We start from the raw sequence: 18,217 nt of genomic DNA, 5'->3' as shown, positions 1-18,217 counted from the left end.
TTTCTGCCCATGTCCCCAGACGAATACTGCCAGCAAAAAGCCGCCGCCAGCGGTTCCAGTTTTTACTACAGCTTCCTGTTCCTGCCGCCGGAACGGCGCCGCGCCATCACTGCGCTGTACGCCTTTTGCCGCGAAGTGGACGACACCGTCGATGAGGCGACCGACGAGGGCGTGGCCCGCATCAAGCTGGCCTGGTGGCGCACGGAAATCGCCGCCATGTACGCCGGCAAGCAGTCGCACCCGGTGACGCTGGCCTTGCAGCCGCATCTGCTACCGTATGCGCTGGAAGAAAAGCATATGCAGGCCATCATCGACGGCATGGAAATGGATTTGAACCAGACCCGCTACCTCGACTATCCCGGCTTGCAGCGCTATTGCTGGCACGTGGCGAGCGTGGTCGGGATTTTGTCGGCCAGCATCTTCGGCGCGACCCGGCCGGAAACGCTGCAATACGCCGAGAAACTCGGCCTGGCCTTCCAGCTGACCAACATCATCCGCGACGTCGGCGAAGATGCGCGCAACGGCCGCATCTATTTGCCGGTCAACGAATTGCAGCAGTTCGGCGTCACGGCGGCCGATTTGCTGAACGCCCGCCACAGCGAGAAATTCGAAAACCTGATGAAGTTCCAGGTCGCCCGCGCCCAGGTCGCCTACGACGAAGCCTTCGCGCTGCTGCCGGCCGCCGACCGCCGCGCCCAGCGTCCCGGCCTGATCATGGCCGCCATCTACCGCACCCTGCTGACCGAAGTGGAGGCCGACGGCTACCACGTGCTGCAACAGCGCATTTCGCTGACGCCGATCCGCAAGCTGTGGCTGGCGTGGAAAACGTATATCCGTGGCTGACGCGGCGCCCGACCGTGGCTGAATCGAGCGCCCGACGCAGGGTCGCCGTCGTCGGCGCCGGCTGGGCCGGTTGCGCCGCCGCCGTCGAGCTAGCGCGCGCCGGCCACGCCGTCACCGTCTTCGAGGCGGCGCGCACGCTGGGCGGCCGCGCGCGCGGCGTCGAGTTCGACGGCAAGCGGCTCGACAACGGCCAGCACATCCTGCTCGGCGCCTACCGCGACACGCTGCGGCTGATGCGGCAAGTGGGCATCGCCACCGACGCCGCGCTGCTGACGCTGCCGCTGCAAATGCGCTATCCGCCCGGCTCGGGCGGCATGGACTTCATCGCGCCGCGCCTGCCGGCGCCGCTGCACCTGCTGGGCGCCCTGTTGCGCGCCACCGGCCTGGAGCGCGCCGACAAGCTGTCGCTGGCGCGCTTTTCGACCACGGCGCGCTGGATGGACTGGAGGCTGTACACCGATTGCAGCGTCAGCGAACTGCTGCAACGCTTCGGCCAGACGCCCCGGCTGGTCCGGCTGATGTGGCGTCCGCTGTGCCTGGCGGCGCTGAACACGCCGCCGGAACGGGCTTCGGCGCAAATCTTCCTCAACGTGCTGCGCGACAGCCTGGGCGCCAGCCGCGCCGCCTCCGACATGCTGCTGCCGCGGGTGGACCTGAGCGCCCTGTTCCCCGCCGCCGCCGCCGAGTACGTCGTCCAGCGCGGCGGCCGGGTGCTGACCGGCGCCCGGGTCGACGCGCTGCACCGGCAGGACGACGGCCGTTGGCGGCTCGACGTGCCGGGCGCCGGCCGCCAGGATGATGCAGGCCACCACGTCGCCCCAGATATCCACAACGACACCGCTTTCGACGGCGTAGTGCTGGCCACCGCCGCCGGCCGCGCCGCGACGCTGCTGCACAGCATCGCCGACGCGGACACCACGGCCTTGCAGGCCAGCCTGCAAGCATTCACGCCCGAAGCCATCACCACCTGCTATCTGCAATATGACGCCGGCGTGCGGCTGCGACAGCCCTTCTACGCGCTGCTCGACGACGCGTCGCAGCAGCTATGGGGCCAGTTCGTGTTCGACCGGGGCCAGCTCGACGCGGCCCAGGCCGGCCTGCTGGCCGTCGTCATCAGCGCCGCCGGCGACGCCGCCGCGCTGGACCAGCCAACGCTGGCGGCGGCCATCGCGGGCCAGCTGGCCGCCGTGCTGGGCCGGCCCGAGCTGGCGCGGCCGCTGTGGCAGCAAGTCATCACCGAAAAACGCGCCACCCACGCCTGCGCGCCCGGTCTGGTGCGCCCCGCCAACGCCAGCGGCCTGGCGCGGCTGGCCATCGCCGGCGACTACACCGGCAGCGGCGACGTTGGCGGCGACTATCCGGCGACGCTGGAAGCGGCCGTCCGCAGCGGCATCGCGGCGGCCGCCGGCCTGTGGAGCGAGGGTTGACGCCGGCGCCGGCGGCCGGCTATCGGTCGATTATGTCGCCTGAGGCATCGATACTGCATCCTGTCGCAACTCAATGGCCGGACGCGCCGCGCTTGCGTAAAGTCCCACCATCGACAGAAAGTGTCAACGGAGAGACTCCATGAACGCCGCGCTCAGCTTCAAAACCCTTGCCGTGCTCGCCTTGGTGGCCATCAGCACCGCCAGCATCGTGGCATTGCCGGCCCAGGCGGCCGAGCCCACGGCATGCGTCGCCGTGGCGGCGTTTGCGCTCCTCTGAGGCGCGGCACCATGAACAAGCTGGAATATCTGGACGCGCTGAAACAGGCCATGAGCGGCCTGCCGCCGGACACCATCGCCAAGACGCTGGCCTACTACGAGCAGCGTTTCATCGACGGCGTGGCCGCCGGCCGCCGCGAAAACGACGTGGCCGCCGAGCTCGACGAGCCGCGCAAGATCGCCATCACCCTGCGCGCCAACCGCCACCTGAGCGAGTTCGAGCAAAAGCGCAGCCCGCGCAACCTGCTGCGCATGCTGATGTCGCTGATCGGCCTGGCCATCTTCAACCTGTTCATGGTCATTCCCGCCGCCGTCTACGCGGCGCTGCTGATGACGGTCTACGCCCTCGCCTTCAGCTTCTACATCGCCGGCGTCGCCGTGACGGCCAGCGGCCTGTCGGGCGTCAACGAACTGGTGTTCGAAGGCCCGCTGCACAGCCTGGTCGATTTCGACCGCGACCACGACCGCAGCGACGATCACGATGCCAGGATGCAGACCCGGCTCTCCATCGGCGACGGCTCGGTGCGCCTGCACGAAGAGACCGCGCCCGCCGGCGACGCCGCCAGCGACGGCAAGCACGTCAAGCTGTTGCAGCGGGCCGAGGCGATGGGCGGCGGCAGCCTGCTGATCTCGGCCGACGACGGCAACGATGCGCGCGCCACGCAAACGGCCATCGGCCTGGCCATGGTGCTGGCCGGCATACTGGTGGCGCTGCTCAGCGTGGTCCTGACCCGCTACACCGTCACCGCCATCAAGCGCTACGTGGCGATGAATTTTTCGCTGCTGCGCGGCCGCTGACGCGGACCGCGCCATCGCACATCGCCACACCATCGGGAGCTCGCCATCATGCGGTCACTAATCAAAATCGGCGTCACCCTGCTGCTGCTGGCCTTCGCGCTGATCGGCGTGTCGTACAGCATGCTGCGGGCCCAGGGCCTCAGCAATCCGACCAGCGCGGCCGGCCGCGCCCAGGGCAGCGACGTGCGGCCCGTGACGCAGGACGTCACCAGCGTCGAGCTGAGCGGCCCGATCAACCTGACGCTGCGCCAGGGCGTGACGGCGTCGCTGCAAGTGCGCGGCGAGGAGCGGCTGCTGGCCAATGTCGACACCACGCAGGACGGCGCCACGCTGCGCATCGGCACCCGGGGCATGTTGCTGCACCACCGCCGGCCGCTACAGGTGGAACTGGTGCTGCCGGCGCTGCACAGGCTGGAGGTGCGCGGCAGCGGCGACAGCAGCGTCAACGGCTTCAGCGGCGACAAGTTCGACTTGCAGCTGCACGGCTCGGGCAACGTCAAGTTCAACGGACATTATCGGCAGATGGCCGCTGCCGTGCACGGCAGCGGCGACCTCAACCTCAATACCGGCAACAGCGACAGCGTCGACCTGGAGATGGTCGGATCGGGACAGATCACCTCCAGCGGCAGCTGCACGACGCTGAACGCCGAGCTGACCGGATCGGGCGACTTGAACGCCCAGCACCTGGCGTCGGACCAGGTCAGCGTCAGCCTGAACGGCTCGGGCGACACCAATGTGTTCGCGCGCAAATCGGCCGACCTGACCTTGCGCGGCAGCGGCGACATCCGCGTGTACGGCAGCCCGGACCGGCGCAGCGTCAGCCGCAGCGGCTCCGGCGAAGTGCACTGGGATCAGTGACGCGGTGAGGTGTACAGCGGCGAAACCGGGACAGCGAAACCGGGGTCAGACCATGGTTTCGCGAGATTCATTCGAAACCGTGGTCTGACCCCGTAGTGGCGACGGTGGCTGATCCCGCAGCGGCGCGCGCAAGCCACGCCAGCACATCGGCCGCCGCCGCCAGCCCGCCGGCCAGGCAAGCCGTCAACAAATACCCGCCCGTCGGCGCTTCCCAGTCGACCATTTCGCCGGCCACGAACACGCCGGGCAGCGCCGTCAGCATCGCCCCCGTCATCGCCTCGAAGCGCACGCCGCCGGCGCTGCTGATCGCCTCGTCGATCGGACGCGCGCGCCGCAAGCGCAGCGGCAAGCGCTTCAAACCGCGCGCCAGCGACGCCGGATCGGCAAACTCGCGCGCGCTCAGACACTCGCGCAGCAATCCCGACTTGACGCCCTTGATCCCCAAGCGTCCCTGCAAATGGCTGGACATCGAACGCGCCCCGCGCGGCCGCAGCACTTCATCGGCCACCCGCTGCGCCGACAGGTCAGGCAGCAGGTCCAGATAAATCACGGCCTCGCCATCGGCCGCGATCTGGTCGCGCAAGGCCGCCGACAGCGCATAAATCAAACTGCCCTCGACGCCGCCGGCCGTGACCACGAACTGTCCCTGCCTGCGCCGCATCGCGCCGTCGGCGCCGGTCGATTCGATGGCCACCGTCGTCAGCGGCTGCCCCGCGTAACGGTCGCTGAAATGCGCGCTCCAGTCGACATCGAAACCGCAGTTGGCCGGCAGCAGCGGCGCCACGTCGACGCCGCGCTGCGCCAGCAAGGGCAGCCAGGCGCCGTCCGAGCCAAGCCGCGCCCAGCTGCCGCCGCCGAGCGCCAACAACACCGCGTCGGCGTCCACCGCCAGCTCGCCGTCGGGCGTGGCGAACAGCAGCGCGGCGCCGCGCCATCCAAGCCAGCGGTGCCTCATGTGCAGGCGCACGCCGCTTTCGCGCAGGCGATGCAGCCAGGCGCGCAGCAGCGGCGCGGCCTTCATATCGGTCGGGAACACGCGGCCCGAGGTGCCGACAAAGGTCGCCACGCCCAGGCCGTGGACCCAGTCGCGCACCTGCTGCGGTCCGAAGGCGTCGAGCATGGGCCGCAGCGCGCCGGCGCGGCCGCCGTAGCGGGTGACGAAATCGGCATACGGCTCGGCGTGCGTGATGTTCATGCCGCCGCGCCCCGCCAGCAGGAACTTGCGGCCGACCGAGGCCATCGCGTCGTACAGGTCGACCTGGGCGCCGCCCTGCGCCAGCGCTTGCGCCGCCATCAGGCCGGCCGGCCCGCCGCCGATGACGACGACGCGGGGAGGGGTGGAATTGGAGTGCATGAAATCGGCCAGACCATGATGAAATTATTGATTGAGCCCGTGCGGACGCAGGCGCATACTAGCAGAACTGACTTGAGACGGGAGACATGATGGGCGCAGCGTACTGGATCAAAGGCTATCTGCTGGCGGCCCTGCCGCTGTTTGCGATCCTGGCGGCGGTCGAATGGTACCAGGGCGACTTCGCGGCGCAGGACATGCTCAGCGCCGCCGCGTGGGCGCTGATCGCCGCCGCCCTGTTCACGGCGTCGCGCTACCGGCGCTACCGCGCCAGCAAATATTGCGGCAGGTGCGAAGACATCGGCAAACCGCGCGCGCCCGCCAAAGCTCTCAATCCCGGCAAGCTGGAAAAACCCGGCGCCAATTAACCGCCCGTCACCGGCGGGAAGAACGCCACTTCGCAGCCTTCGGTGACGCCGGTGTCGGCGTCGCACATGATCTGATTGCAGGCCATGCGCAGCAGCCGGCCTTCGCCCAGCGCCTCCTGCCACACGCCACCGCGCTCGATCAGCAGCGCGCGCACCGCGCCGACCGTGTGCAGGTCGTGCGGCAGCGCCAGCGTTTCGGTGGACGTGCCCAGCGTTTCGCGCACGCCGGCAAAAAATCGCAGCGTAATATTCATCTCATGGCTCTCAATGCAGTAAGGCGCTGAACGGGATGAAGCGCACCGTGTCGCCGGGCGCGATGGTCTGTCCCGGCGGATTGTCGATCAAGCCGTCGCCCCACACCGTCGACGTCAGCACGCCGGAACTCTGGTTGTGGAACAGTTCCAGGCCGCCGTCGTCGTTGATCCTGGCGCGCAAAAATTCGTTGCGGCGGTCCGCTTTCGGCCAGTGGAAATCGGCCCGCATCGCATACGCTGCCGGCGCCAGCGCCCGCGCGTCTTCCACGCCTTGCAGGCGCAGGATGAAGGGCCGCACGAACAGCAAAAACGTGACGAAGCTCGACACCGGATTGCCCGGCAGGCCGACGAAAAAGGCCTGCCCCACTTCGCCGAAGGCCAGCGGCTTGCCCGGCTTGACGGCGATCTGCCACAGGTTCAGGCGCCCTTCCGCTTCGACCGCCGGCTTGATGTGATCCTCCTCGCCGACCGAGACGCCGCCGGACGTGATAATCAAATCGTGGTCGCGCGCGCAGGCCCGCAGGGTGGCGCGGGTGGCCGCCAGCGAGTCCGGCACGATGCCGTGATCGGTGATGTCGCAGCCGAGATTTTCCAGCAGCGCGCGCAGCGTGTAGCGGTTGGAATTGTAGATCGCGCCCGGCGCCAGCGGCTCGCCCGGCATCGCCAGCTCGTCGCCGGTGAAGAACACGGCCACGCGCAGCTTGCGCCGCACCGGCAGCTCGGCCAGTCCGACCGACGCGGCCAGGCCCAGCTCCTGGCTGCGCAACCGCGTCCCGGCCGGCAGGATCACGCTGCCGGCCGTGATGTCCTCGCCGGCGCGGCGTATCCATTCGCCCGGCTTGGGCGCGTGGTTGACGGTGACGAAATTGGCGACCTGGTTGTCCACCAGTTCGCACTGTTCCTGCATGACGACGGCGTCGGCGCCTTCCGGGATCAGCGCGCCGGTGAAGATGCGCGCCGCGCTGCCCGGCAGCAAAGGCTGGCCGACGTGGCCGGCCGGTATCCGCTGCGACACCGTCAGCGTGGCCGAGCCGCTGACGCAATCGGCGGCGCGCACGGCGTAGCCGTCCATCTGCGTGTTGTCCATGGCCGGCACGTTGATGGCCGAGGTCTGCGCCCTGGCCAGCACGCGGCCGTTGGCGTTCAGCGTCGGTATCGTTTCCGTTTCGGCGACGGGGCGCGCGGCGGCCAGCAGGAAATCGAGCGCTACGCGCACGGCCATCAGCGGCTTGGGTTGGTACTCGCTCATAAATTTATCTTCACGTCATCATCACTTCATCACAGGCCGGTGTTGGCGGCGATATAGGCTTGCATCTTCGCGACGTCGGTCGACATCACGACAAATTTCTGCGGCAGCGCTTCGATGTTCTCGAAGCCGGGCGGCCGCGCGGCGTTCTCGCCCAGCGCGTCGAGGATGGTCTCGTTGAACTTCGCGGCCAGCGCGGTTTCGAGCACGATCATCGTCACGCCCGGCGCCATGTGTTCGCGCGCGACCTTGATGCCGTCGGCGGTGTGGGTGTCGATGACGATGCCGTAATCGTCGGCCACGTCGCGGATCGTGTCGAGGCGGTCCTTGTGGGTCGACTTGCCGGACTTGAAGCCGTATTTGGCGACCCGCTTGAATTCATCGCCGTCGCTGCCGGGCTGGCCCGACAAATCGAAGCCGCCGTGGGTGTCCACCTTGCGGAACAGGGCGCGCGTGCGTTCGCCGTCGCGGCCGACCAGGTCGTAGATGAAGCGCTCGAAGTTGGACGCTTTCGAGATGTCCATCGACGGGCTGCTGGTGTGATAGGTTTCGGCCGGCTTGCGCACGCGGTAGACGCCGGTGCGGAAAAATTCGTCGAGCACGTCGTTCTCGTTGGTGGCGGCCACCAGTTTGTCGATGGGCAGGCCCATCATGCGGGCGATATGGCCGGCGCAGATGTTACCGAAGTTCCCCGACGGGACCGTGAACGAGACCTTCTGTTCATTGGCGGTGGTGGCGGCCAGGTAGCCACGGAAGTAGTACACCACCTGCGCCACGACGCGCGCCCAGTTGATCGAATTGACGGTGCCGATTTTTTGCGCGGCCTTGAACGGCAGGTCGTTCGAGACCGCCTTCACCATGTCCTGGCAATCGTCGAACACGCCGTCGACGGCGATGTTGTGGATGTTCTCGTCCTGGAGGCTGAACATCTGCGCGGTCTGGAAGGCGCTCATTTTTTTATGCGGCGACAGCATGAACACACGGATGCCGCGCTTGCCGCGCATCGCGTATTCGGCGGCGCTGCCGGTGTCGCCGGAAGTGGCGCCGAAGATGTTGAGCTGACCGCCGCTCTGGGCCAGCGCGTGCTCGAACAGATTGCCGAGCAGTTGCATGGCCATGTCCTTGAACGCCAGCGTCGGGCCGTTCGACAGCGCCTGCAATACCAGCTTGCCGCCGCGGCCCTCTTCGAGCACGCGCAGCGGCGTGATCTGGCTCGCCTTTTCGCCGGCGCGGGCGTTGCGGTAGACTTCCTTGGTGTAGGTTTTGGCGGTCAGCGCGCGCAGGTCGGCGTCGGCGATATCGGTGGCGAACTTTTTCAGCACTTCATAGGCCAGGTCGGCGTAGGACAGCTTGCGCCACGCATCGAGTTCGGCGCCGCTCACCTGCGGGTAGTCGGCCGGCAGATACAGGCCGCCGTCCGGCGCCAGGCCGCCGAGCAGGATGTCGGAAAAGTGTTGGGGCGACGACGATGCGGCCGACGCGGCGGCGCGGGTAGACACGTATTGCATAGATGAGAAAAGTCCGGTTGGGCTGATAACTAAAACGCAGAACGGTGCGGTCGGATGACTATTATATGCGGCTGACGCGCCGCCGTGAACCCGGCGTTGTTTTCGGCCTGGCGGCGCGCCGGACGGCGTTGGAATGGGGGCGGGCCACGGTCGCTAAAGCGCCACCGCCGATGGTCGCGCTCCGCCACCATCAGCGCAGCCGCAGCGCGCGCAGTATCGGCTGGTAATCGTAGATCTGGACGCTGGCCCGCAGCGATGCGGCCAGCGCGGCGTCGCTCAGCGCGATGTGGTCGACGGCCTTCAAGATCTCGGTGCCGTTCAATGTCAGCAGCGCGGCGGCCAGCTGTTCGCGCAGCTCGGGCGCCAGCGCGTCGAGCGCGGCCAGCGCTTCGCCCTGCGGCGCGGCGGCGGCCGGCGCCTGTGGCGCCGTGCCGCGCCGGAAGTGCAGGCCCAATAAAGACTCCATGCAGTTGCAGATATCGTCGATGCGCCACGGCTTGTGGACGATGGCGTCGAAATCGGCCGTGGTCAGTTCCGTGTCCTGCTCCTTGAACGACGACGCCGTGATCGCCACGATGCGCACCGCGCGCCCGCCCGGCAGCGCGCGGATGCGCTGCGTCGCTTCGACGCCGTCCATCAGCGGCATGCGCCGGTCCATCCAGATGAAGTCGGGCCGCCAGCGCGTATACAGCTCGACCGCCGCCGCGCCGTCGGCCGCCTCGCGGATGTCGAAACCCAGGCCGGCCAGCAGCCGCACCAGCAGCAGCCGGTTCTCGGCCTGGTCCTCGACCACCATCACGCGGAAGCGCCGCTGCCCCATCTCCAGGCCGAGCGGAATGCCGGCCGCTCCCGGCGGCGCCGCCGTTTGCTCGGTGCGCACCAGCCGCACCGGCAGGCTGACGCGGAAATTGCTGCCCTGCCCCAGCGCGCTGCTGAAGGTCAGCGTGCCGCCCATCAGCTCGACGATGCGGCGCGAAATGGCCAGCCCCAGCCCCGTGCCCTGGTGGCGCGTGTCGTCGCCGACCTGCACGAAGGGCTCGAAGATGCTGAGCTGGTCCTGCTCGGCGATGCCGACGCCGTGGTCCTCGACTTCGATCAGCAGCTGCTCGCTGCGGCCCTGCGCGGTGCTCAGGCGCAGCGCCACGACGGCGCCGTCGGCGCTGGCCTTGACGGCGTTCGAAATCAGGTTGAGCATCACCTGGCGCAGCTTGGCCGAGTCGCCCTGGATATAGCGCGGGAAGTCCGGCGCCTGCTCCATGTGCAGCGACACGCCCTGTTCGCGCGCGCGCGGCAGCAGCATGTCGCGCACGTCGGCCACCATGCGCGGCAGGTCGAACGGCGCCGGCTTGAGCACCAGCTGGTCGGCCTCGATCTTGGCGATGTCGAGGACGTCGTTGATCAGCACCAGCAGATGGTCGCCGCTGCGGTGGATGATTTCCAGCGTCTCGCGGTTGGCCGTCGACAGCTCGGGATCGCGGCACAGCAGTTCCGAAAAGCCGAGGATGGCGTTGAGCGGCGTGCGCAACTCGTGGCTCATATTGGCCAGGAAGCGCGACTTGGCGGCCGTGGCGTCTTCGGCGCGCTGGCGCGCGGCGCGCTGCTCCTCGGCCAGCTTGCGTTCGGAGGCGTCGAAGAAGACGCAGGAATAATGGCCGTCGGCGTCGGTGTCCATGGTGTCGAGCGTGAACTGGGCCGGGAAGAATTTGCCGTCGCCGCCGCAGATTTCCAGCTCGCCGGCCCAGTGGCCGGCGCCGCGCAGCGCCGTCAGCACCTGGCCCAGTCGGTAGGCCAGCGTTTCATCGCGGCGCAGCAGTTCGGACAGCGGCAGGCCGGTGAGCCGGTCGGCCTCGCGCCCGGTCAGCCGCGCCACCGCCTTGTTGGCCGAGACGATGCGCAGGCCGCCCGTCAGCAGCAGCACGCCCTCGGACGTGTTTTCGACCAGCTGGTGCGAGATGCGCGCCGCCGCCGCGTGCGCGGCCTGGGCGCGCTGGTAGCTTTCCTCGCGCTTGCGCGAGGTGATGTCGCTCAACACGCCGACCACGCGCAGCGGCACGCCGGCGCCGTCGCGGCGGGTCTGGCCGCGCGCGCGGAACCAGCGGTAGGCGCCGTCGGCGCAGCGCAGCCGGTATTCGATGTCGTAGGGCGTGCGCCCGCTCTGGTCGACCAGGTGGGCGCGGAAGGCGGCCAGCACGTCGGCCTGCTCGTCGGGGTGCAGGCGCGAGGCCCAGCTATCGAGGACGTCGGGGAATTCATCGACGCCGGCGTAGCCGAGCAGGCTGCGGAACTGGCGCGACCACCAGAACGGGTTGCGCGGGTTGACCGGATCGCCGGCGATCACTTCCATGTCCCAGATGCCGTCGCTGAGTAGCTCGCGGCTCAAGTCGAAGCGCGTCAGCACGCGCTCCTTTTCCAGTTCGGTGATGCGCAGGGCGGTGATGTCGGTGACGGCGCCGGCCATGCGCAGCGGCCGGCCGGCGGCGTCGCGGAAGGTCGCGCCGCGCGAGCGGAACCAGCGATAGTCGCCGCCGTGCACGCGCATCTGGTAACTGACGTCGTACGGGGTGGCGCCGCTGCGGTCGGCCAGGTGGGCGGCGAAGGCGGCCAGCGTGGCGGCGTGGTGGTCGGGATGCAGCAGCGCGGCCCAGTCGCCCAGCGTGTGCGGGCAGTCCTGGTCGTCGCCGTATTGGAGCAGGTGGCGGAACTGTTCGGAGCACCAGAAGCGATTGTCCGGGTCGAGCGGATCGGCGCAGTCGATGCTCATGTCCCACAGGCCTTCGCTGGTGGCCTGGCTGACCAGCGCGAAGCGCACGCTTTCGTCGGCGTGCTGTTCGTGCAGCGCCTGCAAGCGCTCGACTTCGCGCCGCAGCGTGGCGTTGGCGCCTTGTTCGGCGGCCAGCTGGCGTGACAAGTCCCGTTCGCGGCCGGCGCCGTCGAGGATGGGGGAAGCTGTATCACGAGCCGATTCCATGCACTGCCCTTTCGCAGATCGCGTGCGCGCCGTGCGCCGTGCCCGTATGAGCGGCAGCCGAGGCCGGGCCGGACTCACGCGGGCACCGGGCGATTTTACCGGAATAGGCGGGCTTGCGCTGCGCCGCCGCGACGCGGGCGTTGTATTTTCAACATCGGCGGGCGGCGGCGGCGCAAGGCGGAATAAAGTCGGGCGACCTAGCAGGCCGCATGGTTGACGGTGATGACGTGGATCGCCAGTCCGCCCAGCGAGGTTTCCTTGTATTTGTCCTGCATGTCGGCGCCGGTCTGGCGCATCGTTTCGATCACTTCGTCGAGGCTGACGAAGTGGGTGCCGTCGCCCCTCAGGGCCAGCGAGGCGGCGGTGATGGCCTTGACCGCGCCCATGCCGTTACGCTCGATGCAGGGAATTTGCACCAGGCCGCCGATCGGATCGCACGTCATGCCCAGATGATGCTCGATGCCGATTTCGGCCGCGTTCTCGATCTGCGCGTTGCTGCCGCCGAGCGCCGCCACCAGGCCCGCCGCCGCCATCGCGCAAGCCACGCCGACTTCGCCCTGGCAGCCGATTTCGGCGCCGGAGATCGACGCGTTACGCTTGCACAGCATGCCGATGGCGGCCGCCGTCAGCATGAAATCGCGCACGCCGGTGACCGGATCGCTGGGCCGGCAATCCTGCGCGTAGTAGCGCAGCACGGCCGGGATGATGCCCGCCGCGCCGTTGGTGGGCGCCGTGACGACGCGGCCGCCGGCGGCGTTTTCCTCGTTGACCGCCATCGCGTACAGGCTCACTTGATGCAGCGCGTCGTGCGGCAGGTCGTTGGCGCGGTTGTCGGACGCCTTGGCGTCGCAGGCCATGCGCCACAGGTCGGCGGCGCGGCGCTTCACTTTCAGGCCGCCGGGCAGCTGGCCCGGCGTGTCCAGGCCCTTGGCGATGCAGTCGCTCATCACCCGCCAGATATTGTCGAGGCCCGCGTCGAGCTGCTCGCCGCTGATCTTGACGCACTCGTTCGCGCGCAGCATTTGCGGTATCGTCAGGCCGCTGCGCACGCCGTGTTCGAGCAGCTGGTCCATCGTATCGAAGGGATAGGGGATGGCCGACGGCGTCGCCTCAACCTGGGCCGCGGCGGCGGCCTGCCCTTCCCCTTCGGCGCGGATAAAGCCGCCGCCGACCGAGTAAAACACCTTGTCGACGGTGGCGCCGCCGGCGCGCGTGAGCGTGAAGCGCATGCCGTTCGGATGCTCGGGCAGCGATTCGCTCTTGTGGAATACCAGGCCGCTGGCGACCTTGAACGGCACCTTGCGCACGCCCAGCAGATTGAGTTCGCCGGCCGCTTCGGCGTCGGCCAGCATCTGGTCGACGGCCGTCGGCACCACGCCCTGCGGCGTCTCGCCCATCAGGCCGAGGATCACCGCCTTGTCGGTGGCGTGGCCGATGCCGGTCAGCGCCAGCGAGCCATACAGGGCGGCCTGCACCCCGATGACGTCATCCAGTGGACCACACTCAATCAGGAAACGGCGCGCCGCCAACATCGGTCCCACGGTGTGGGAACTGGACGGCCCTATGCCGATTTTAAACAGATCAAATACGCTCATGTCCATGGGATGTCTCTTTATTTATATTATTTATATTGTTTATATTGTCAGCGCCGCCGCGACCGCAAGCGCGACCGCGACCGATCAAGCGGCCTTGCTGATGCTGACGTCGACGTTGGCCAGCATGTCGGCCACCATCTGCTCGACGCCGATGCTGGCGCGCCAGCCCCAATCGGCCGTCGCCTGCGCGTCGTCGAGGCTTTGCGGCCAGGTGTCGGCGATGGCCTGGCGGCTGTCCGGCTTGTAGCCGATCTTGAAGTCGGGCAGCGCGCCCGCGATGGCGGCGGCCAGCTGCTCCGGGTTGAACGACACGCCGGCCAAGTTGTAGGCGGAGCGGATCTTGACCTGCTCCTTGGGCGCGTCCATCAACTCGATGGTGGCGCGGATCGCGTCGGGCATGTAGATCATCGGCAGCGTCGTTTGCGGGCCGAGGAAGCATTCATAGCGCTCGCCGCGCAGCGCCGCGTGGAAGATGGCGATCGCATAGTCGGTGGTGCCGCCGCCCGGTGGCGACTTGAAGCTGATAATGCCCGGATAACGGATGCTGCGCACGTCCACGCCGTACTTGATGAACTAGTATTCGCTCAGGCGCTCGCCGGCCAGCTTGCTGATGCCGTAGATGGTGGTCGGATCCATCACCGTCATCTGCGGCGTGTTCACGGCCGGCGTGTTCGGGCCGAAGGCGGCGATCGACGAGGGCCAGAAGATGCGCAGCGGCTTGCCGATGGCGCCGCGCTCGCGCGCCACTTCGAGCACGTTGAGCAGGCCGTCCATGTTCAGCGTCCACGCCTTCAGCGGCGCCGCTTCGCCGGTGGCCGACAGCATCGCCGCCAGCTGGTAAATCTGCGTGATGCCTTCGTCGGTGACGATTTTGCACAGCGCGTCCTTATCGAGCACGTTGAGCGTAGTGTAACGGGCGGCGTTATACAGGTTGGTGGTGCTGATGTCGCTGGCGAGGACGTTGTGCGCGCCGTGCTGCGCGGCCAGCGCTTCCACCAGTTCGCTGCCGATTTGGCCGTTGGCGCCGATGACGAGGATGCGTTCCATATGCGTTCTTTCTATTTTTCGACTGTTTTTTTGACTGATTTATTTGCTGAGCAGGCCGAGTTCATGGCCGGCCTGTTCGAAGGCCTTGAGCACCGTCTCGAGCTGGGCCCGCGTATGCGCCGCCGACAGCTGGACCCGCACGCGCGCCTGGCCCATCGGGACCACCGGGTAGAAGAAGCCGCTGAGCAGCACGCCCAGCTCATACATGCGCGCCGCGAATTTCTGCGCCACCGGCGCCTCGAACAGCATCACCGGCACCACCGGGTGCGTGCCCGGCTTGATGGTGAAGCCGATGCGCTCGATCTCGGCGCGGAAGTAGGCCGTGTTTTCATGCAGGCGGTCGCGCAGCTCGGTCGACGTCGACAGCTTTTTCAGCACCGCCAGCGAGGCGCCGGCGATCGATGGCGCCAGCGTGTTCGAGAACAAATAGGGACGCGATTTCTGGCGCAGCATGTCGATCACTTCCTTGCGCGCCGACGTGAAGCCGCCCATCGCGCCGCCCAGCGCCTTGCCCAGCGTGCCGGTGATGATGTCGATGCGGCCCATGACGTTGTGGTGCTCGTGGGTGCCGCGGCCGGTGGCGCCCATGAAGCCGGAGGCGTGGCATTCGTCTATCATCACCAGCGCGCCGTACTTGTCGGCCAGGTCGCAGATCTTGTCGAGTTGGGCGATGGTGCCGTCCATCGAGAACACGCCGTCGGTGACGATGACCTTATGGCGCTTGCCGGCGGCGGCCTGCAACTGCGCTTCCAGGTCGGCCATGTCGTTGTGGGCGTAGCGGTAGCGCGCGGCCTTGCACAGGCGGATGCCGTCGATGATGGAGGCGTGATTGAGCGCGTCGGAGATGATGGCGTCGTTCTCGTCGAACAGCGGCTCGAACAAGCCGCCGTTGGCGTCGAAGGCGGCCGCGTACAAGATCGTGTCTTCGGTGCCGAGGAAGGTGGAGATGGCCTGTTCCAGTTCCTTGTGCACGGTCTGGGTGCCGCAGATGAAGCGCACCGACGACAGGCCGTAGCCGTATTTTTCGGTCGCCTCGATGGAAGCCTGGGCCACCCACTGCTCGCCGGACAGGCCGAGGTAATTGTTGGCGCACATATTAATGAGTGTGCGGCCGTCGTTGCCCACCACTTCGGCGCCCTGGCGCGACGCCAGCACCCGTTCCGGTTTGTACAAGCCCTGCTCGCGCAGCTGGTCGAGGTTCTGTTGCAGGCCGCTGAAAAAGGCGTTCTTGGTTTGCTCGCTCATGGTGTTCCTCTATGAAGGGTGGCGCTGGCCGCTTGACCGATAGGCGCACGATGTTGTACCGTGTTCCGCAGAGAGTGGCGATGCGGCATCCGCAACGATTCCCCTGGTATCTTAAAAATCCGTTATGTCGAACTAAAATTCAATATATCGAATTTTACCGAAGGCCGCCGAACTGCGCAAGGCGCGCAATGCGGTTCTGGCCCGATTTTGCCGACGGTTCCCCTATAAGTTAGCGCATGCGCCGAATAAAACAATGAAAACACCTGTTTCGACGAACGCCCCGCCCGAAGTCGGCGCCGCCCTGCAACGCCTGCGCCTGGCGCGCGGGCTGACGCTGGAGGATTTATCGCGGATCGCCGGCGTGTCGAAGTCGATGCTGTCGCAGATCGAGCGCGAAAAAGCCAATCCCACCATCGCCATCACCTGGCGCCTGGCCAACGCGCTCGGCGTGCAGATCGGCGAATTGCTGTCGAGCGTGGAAAAGGATATCGAAACCATCCGCGTGCTCGACGCGCACGAGACGCCCACGCTGCCCGGCAATCACGCCGGCTACGTGCTGCGCATCCTGGGGCCGATGGAACTGGCCGGCAAATACGAGTGGTATGAATTGACGCTGGCGGCGGGCGGCGAGCTGGTGTCGCAGCCGCACGACCCCGGCGCCACCGAGCATCTGACGCTGCTGCACGGCGCGGTCGAAGTCGAAGTGGGCGCGCAAAAAAAGAAGGTCAAGCTGGGCGCCACCGCGCGCTATCCGGCCGACCAGCCGCACGCGATCCGCAACGTCGGCAAGAGCGAGGCCAAGGCGCTGCTGGTGGTGATACACCGCTAGGAGGGACAGCGCCAGGATTTGCAGGGAAAATAAATCGGGTATATACTCGCATTTATGACCTTCCCTTGCTATAACACCGCTCTGCGCACCGCCGCCCGCGTCGTCACGGCGGCCTACGACGACGCCCTCGCCCCGATGGGCATCGGCTCGGCCCAGTACACGCTGCTGAAAATGCTGGCCGGGCCGGAGCCGATGGCGCTGACGGAGCTGGGCGCGAAAATGCGCCTGGACCGTTCCACCGTCGGCCGCAATGTGCGGGTGCTGGAAAAAAACAGCCTGCTCACGCTGGGCACGGGCGCCGATGCGCGCGAGACCACGGTGGCGCTGAGCGCCGCAGGACGCGCCATGCTGAAGGCGGCGACGCCGCTGTGGGACAAGGCGCAGCGCGCGTTCGAGGCGCGCATCGGCAAGGATGCCGCGCACGGCTTGCGGGACTTGCTGCAAACGCTGGAGTAATCGTTGTTGGCGGTGCCGCGCGGCGGGCCGGCGCATCGTCACTCAGGCGCCGTCCGACCGTGGCGCGTGAAAAAGCCGCCTCGCCCGGAGGCGGCGGCGCTTTAATCGCGCCCTCTTACTATTCTCTTTTATCGTTCGACTTTAGCGCTCAACATCAGCTGCGCGACTTGTTCGGCGACGTCGATCTGCACCCAGTGGCCGGCGGCCAGTTCATGCAACTCACCGTGCTTCAGATGCGACTTCAAATGACGCGCCACGCCCACATTCAGATACGGATCGGTCTCGCCCCAGATCAGCTGCACCGGCACGGTCAGCTGCGCCATTTTGTGCAGGCGGGCGCTGTTGCGGTCCGCTTCGGCGAACAGCTGCGCCGTCATTTGCGCAAAGGCCGGCGCGGAACTGGGTTGCTGGCGGAAGTTGTTGTCGATGAGCGGGCCCAGGAATTCGGCGTACAGCGCCTTGTGCTCGGCCTGTAACTCGGCCTGGAATTGCGCGCGCTGGAAATTGAGCACGAAGCCGAATTGCTCGGGGCTGCGCAGCATCGCTTGCGTCAGCGCTTTCAGGCTGGGCGTGGCGAACAATTCGATGAGTTCCGGATAGCGTATGGTCGGCGCGGCGTCGTAGACGGAGTTCAGCAACACCACCGATGCGACGTGCTGCGGGTAGTCGATGGCGTAGTTGACGGCGGCGGCGCCGGACGAATCGTGGCCCACCGGGACGATGCGGCCCAGTTCCAGTGTCTGCACCACCGCGTGCAGGTCGCCGACCTGCTGCGCGAAGCTGTAGGCGGCGCCGGGCAGCTTGTCGGACTTGCCGAAGCCGAGGAAATCGAAGGCCACCACGCGGCGGCCGGTGGCGGTCAGGTGCGGCACGAGGTAGTCGTAAATGTGGAGATTGTCGGGGAAGCCGTGCATCAGCACGAAGGCCGGGCCGGTGCCGGGATAGTCGCGCACGTAGATGCTGCCCTGTTCGCGGGCGATATGGTGTTCCTGGAAGGTGTTTGCGTGGCTCATGATGGATCCTGTCGGGTGGGCTGGGGAATATGCGGGCAGATACCCGCTTAGTGAAACGAGTATATACCCGCATTTGTGCGAGTTCAAGGAGATTTTGGAAAAATTCGATGCGCGTGGACGGGAAGTGGCGCGCCG

16 protein-coding genes and 1 pseudogene are annotated in these 18,217 nt (G+C 67.3%); 8 read left to right on the top strand and 9 right to left on the bottom strand.

All coding sequences use genetic code 11. The features are described 5' to 3' along the window. The first annotated feature begins 9 nt into the window (after window positions 1–9). The 5 genes from hpnD to Q0S71_RS05230 all read left to right on the top strand — a co-directional run bounded on the left by hpnD (window position 10) and on the right by Q0S71_RS05230 (window position 4,202). On the top strand, window positions 10–843 hold the full coding sequence (gene hpnD, locus Q0S71_RS05250; RefSeq protein ID WP_295992301.1) for a presqualene diphosphate synthase HpnD: 834 nt from the start codon (window positions 10–12) through the stop codon (window positions 841–843). Next, a complete protein-coding gene (gene hpnE, locus Q0S71_RS05245; protein WP_295992298.1) occupies window positions 819–2,270 on the top strand; it encodes a hydroxysqualene dehydroxylase HpnE in 1,452 nt (483 codons plus the stop codon). Before hpnD ends, hpnE begins: the two co-directional genes overlap by 25 nt. A gap of 139 nt (window positions 2,271–2,409) precedes the next feature. Then, window positions 2,410–2,547 (top strand): hypothetical protein, encoded by a 138-nt coding sequence (locus tag Q0S71_RS05240; RefSeq protein ID WP_295992295.1) that lies wholly within the window; start codon window positions 2,410–2,412, stop codon window positions 2,545–2,547. 11 nt (window positions 2,548–2,558) lie between these two features. Then, window positions 2,559–3,344: a DUF1700 domain-containing protein gene (locus Q0S71_RS05235; protein WP_295992292.1), complete on the top strand. Its 786-nt coding sequence runs from the start codon at window positions 2,559–2,561 to the stop codon at window positions 3,342–3,344. Window positions 3,345–3,392: 48 nt separating this feature from the next. Next, on the top strand, window positions 3,393–4,202 hold the full coding sequence (locus tag Q0S71_RS05230) for a head GIN domain-containing protein (RefSeq protein ID WP_295992290.1): 810 nt from the start codon (window positions 3,393–3,395) through the stop codon (window positions 4,200–4,202). Window positions 4,203–4,269: 67 nt separating this feature from the next. Here the strand turns inward: Q0S71_RS05230 and Q0S71_RS05225 are convergent, their stop codons facing one another. Beyond that, window positions 4,270–5,556, bottom strand: a complete 1,287-nt coding sequence (locus tag Q0S71_RS05225) for a TIGR03862 family flavoprotein (RefSeq protein ID WP_295992287.1) — start codon at window positions 5,554–5,556, stop codon at window positions 4,270–4,272. A gap of 86 nt (window positions 5,557–5,642) precedes the next feature. Between Q0S71_RS05225 and Q0S71_RS05220 the strand changes: the two genes are divergently transcribed. Next, complete coding sequence (locus Q0S71_RS05220) at window positions 5,643–5,921, top strand: hypothetical protein (protein WP_295992284.1); 279 nt, start codon at window positions 5,643–5,645, stop codon at window positions 5,919–5,921. Here the strand turns inward: Q0S71_RS05220 and moaD are convergent. From moaD to kbl, 7 genes and pseudogenes are all read right to left on the bottom strand, one after another. Further along, on the bottom strand, window positions 5,918–6,175 hold the full coding sequence (moaD, locus tag Q0S71_RS05215; protein ID WP_295992282.1) for a molybdopterin converting factor subunit 1: 258 nt from the start codon (window positions 6,173–6,175) through the stop codon (window positions 5,918–5,920). The genes Q0S71_RS05220 and moaD overlap by 4 nt on opposite strands. A gap of 10 nt (window positions 6,176–6,185) precedes the next feature. Further along, a complete protein-coding gene (gene glp, locus Q0S71_RS05210; protein WP_295992280.1) occupies window positions 6,186–7,424 on the bottom strand; it encodes a gephyrin-like molybdotransferase Glp in 1,239 nt (412 codons plus the stop codon). Window positions 7,425–7,453: 29 nt separating this feature from the next. After that, window positions 7,454–8,929, bottom strand: coding sequence for a threonine synthase (thrC, locus tag Q0S71_RS05205; protein WP_295992278.1), 1,476 nt, complete (start codon window positions 8,927–8,929; stop codon window positions 7,454–7,456). Window positions 8,930–9,119: 190 nt separating this feature from the next. Next, complete coding sequence (locus Q0S71_RS05200; protein WP_295992276.1) at window positions 9,120–11,897, bottom strand: PAS domain-containing protein; 2,778 nt, start codon at window positions 11,895–11,897, stop codon at window positions 9,120–9,122. Window positions 11,898–12,094: 197 nt separating this feature from the next. After that, window positions 12,095–13,498 (bottom strand): L-serine ammonia-lyase, encoded by a 1,404-nt coding sequence (locus Q0S71_RS05195; protein ID WP_295992274.1) that lies wholly within the window; start codon window positions 13,496–13,498, stop codon window positions 12,095–12,097. A gap of 78 nt (window positions 13,499–13,576) precedes the next feature. Then, a pseudogene (locus Q0S71_RS05190) lies at window positions 13,577–14,539 on the bottom strand (NAD-dependent epimerase/dehydratase family protein). A gap of 39 nt (window positions 14,540–14,578) precedes the next feature. Continuing rightward, a complete protein-coding gene (gene kbl, locus Q0S71_RS05185; RefSeq protein WP_295992272.1) occupies window positions 14,579–15,784 on the bottom strand; it encodes a glycine C-acetyltransferase in 1,206 nt (401 codons plus the stop codon). 253 nt (window positions 15,785–16,037) lie between these two features. Here kbl and Q0S71_RS05180 point away from each other — a divergent pair, with 253 nt between their 5' ends. Beyond that, a complete protein-coding gene (locus Q0S71_RS05180; RefSeq protein ID WP_295992269.1) occupies window positions 16,038–16,613 on the top strand; it encodes an XRE family transcriptional regulator in 576 nt (191 codons plus the stop codon). Window positions 16,614–16,667: 54 nt separating this feature from the next. Beyond that, window positions 16,668–17,069 (top strand): MarR family winged helix-turn-helix transcriptional regulator, encoded by a 402-nt coding sequence (locus Q0S71_RS05175; RefSeq protein ID WP_295992265.1) that lies wholly within the window; start codon window positions 16,668–16,670, stop codon window positions 17,067–17,069. Between the two features lie 128 nt (window positions 17,070–17,197). Here the strand turns inward: Q0S71_RS05175 and Q0S71_RS05170 are convergent, their stop codons facing one another. Continuing rightward, complete coding sequence (locus tag Q0S71_RS05170; protein ID WP_295992263.1) at window positions 17,198–18,082, bottom strand: alpha/beta fold hydrolase; 885 nt, start codon at window positions 18,080–18,082, stop codon at window positions 17,198–17,200. Between the last annotated feature and the right edge of the window lie 135 nt (window positions 18,083–18,217).

The sequence above is a fragment of the Rugamonas sp. genome (assembly GCF_025354735.1).
In the GTDB taxonomy this organism is placed as follows: Bacteria; Pseudomonadota; Gammaproteobacteria; order Burkholderiales; family Burkholderiaceae_D; genus Rugamonas.
Note: the sequence above shows the minus strand (reverse complement) of the source record. Positions and strands in the feature narration are given on the sequence as shown.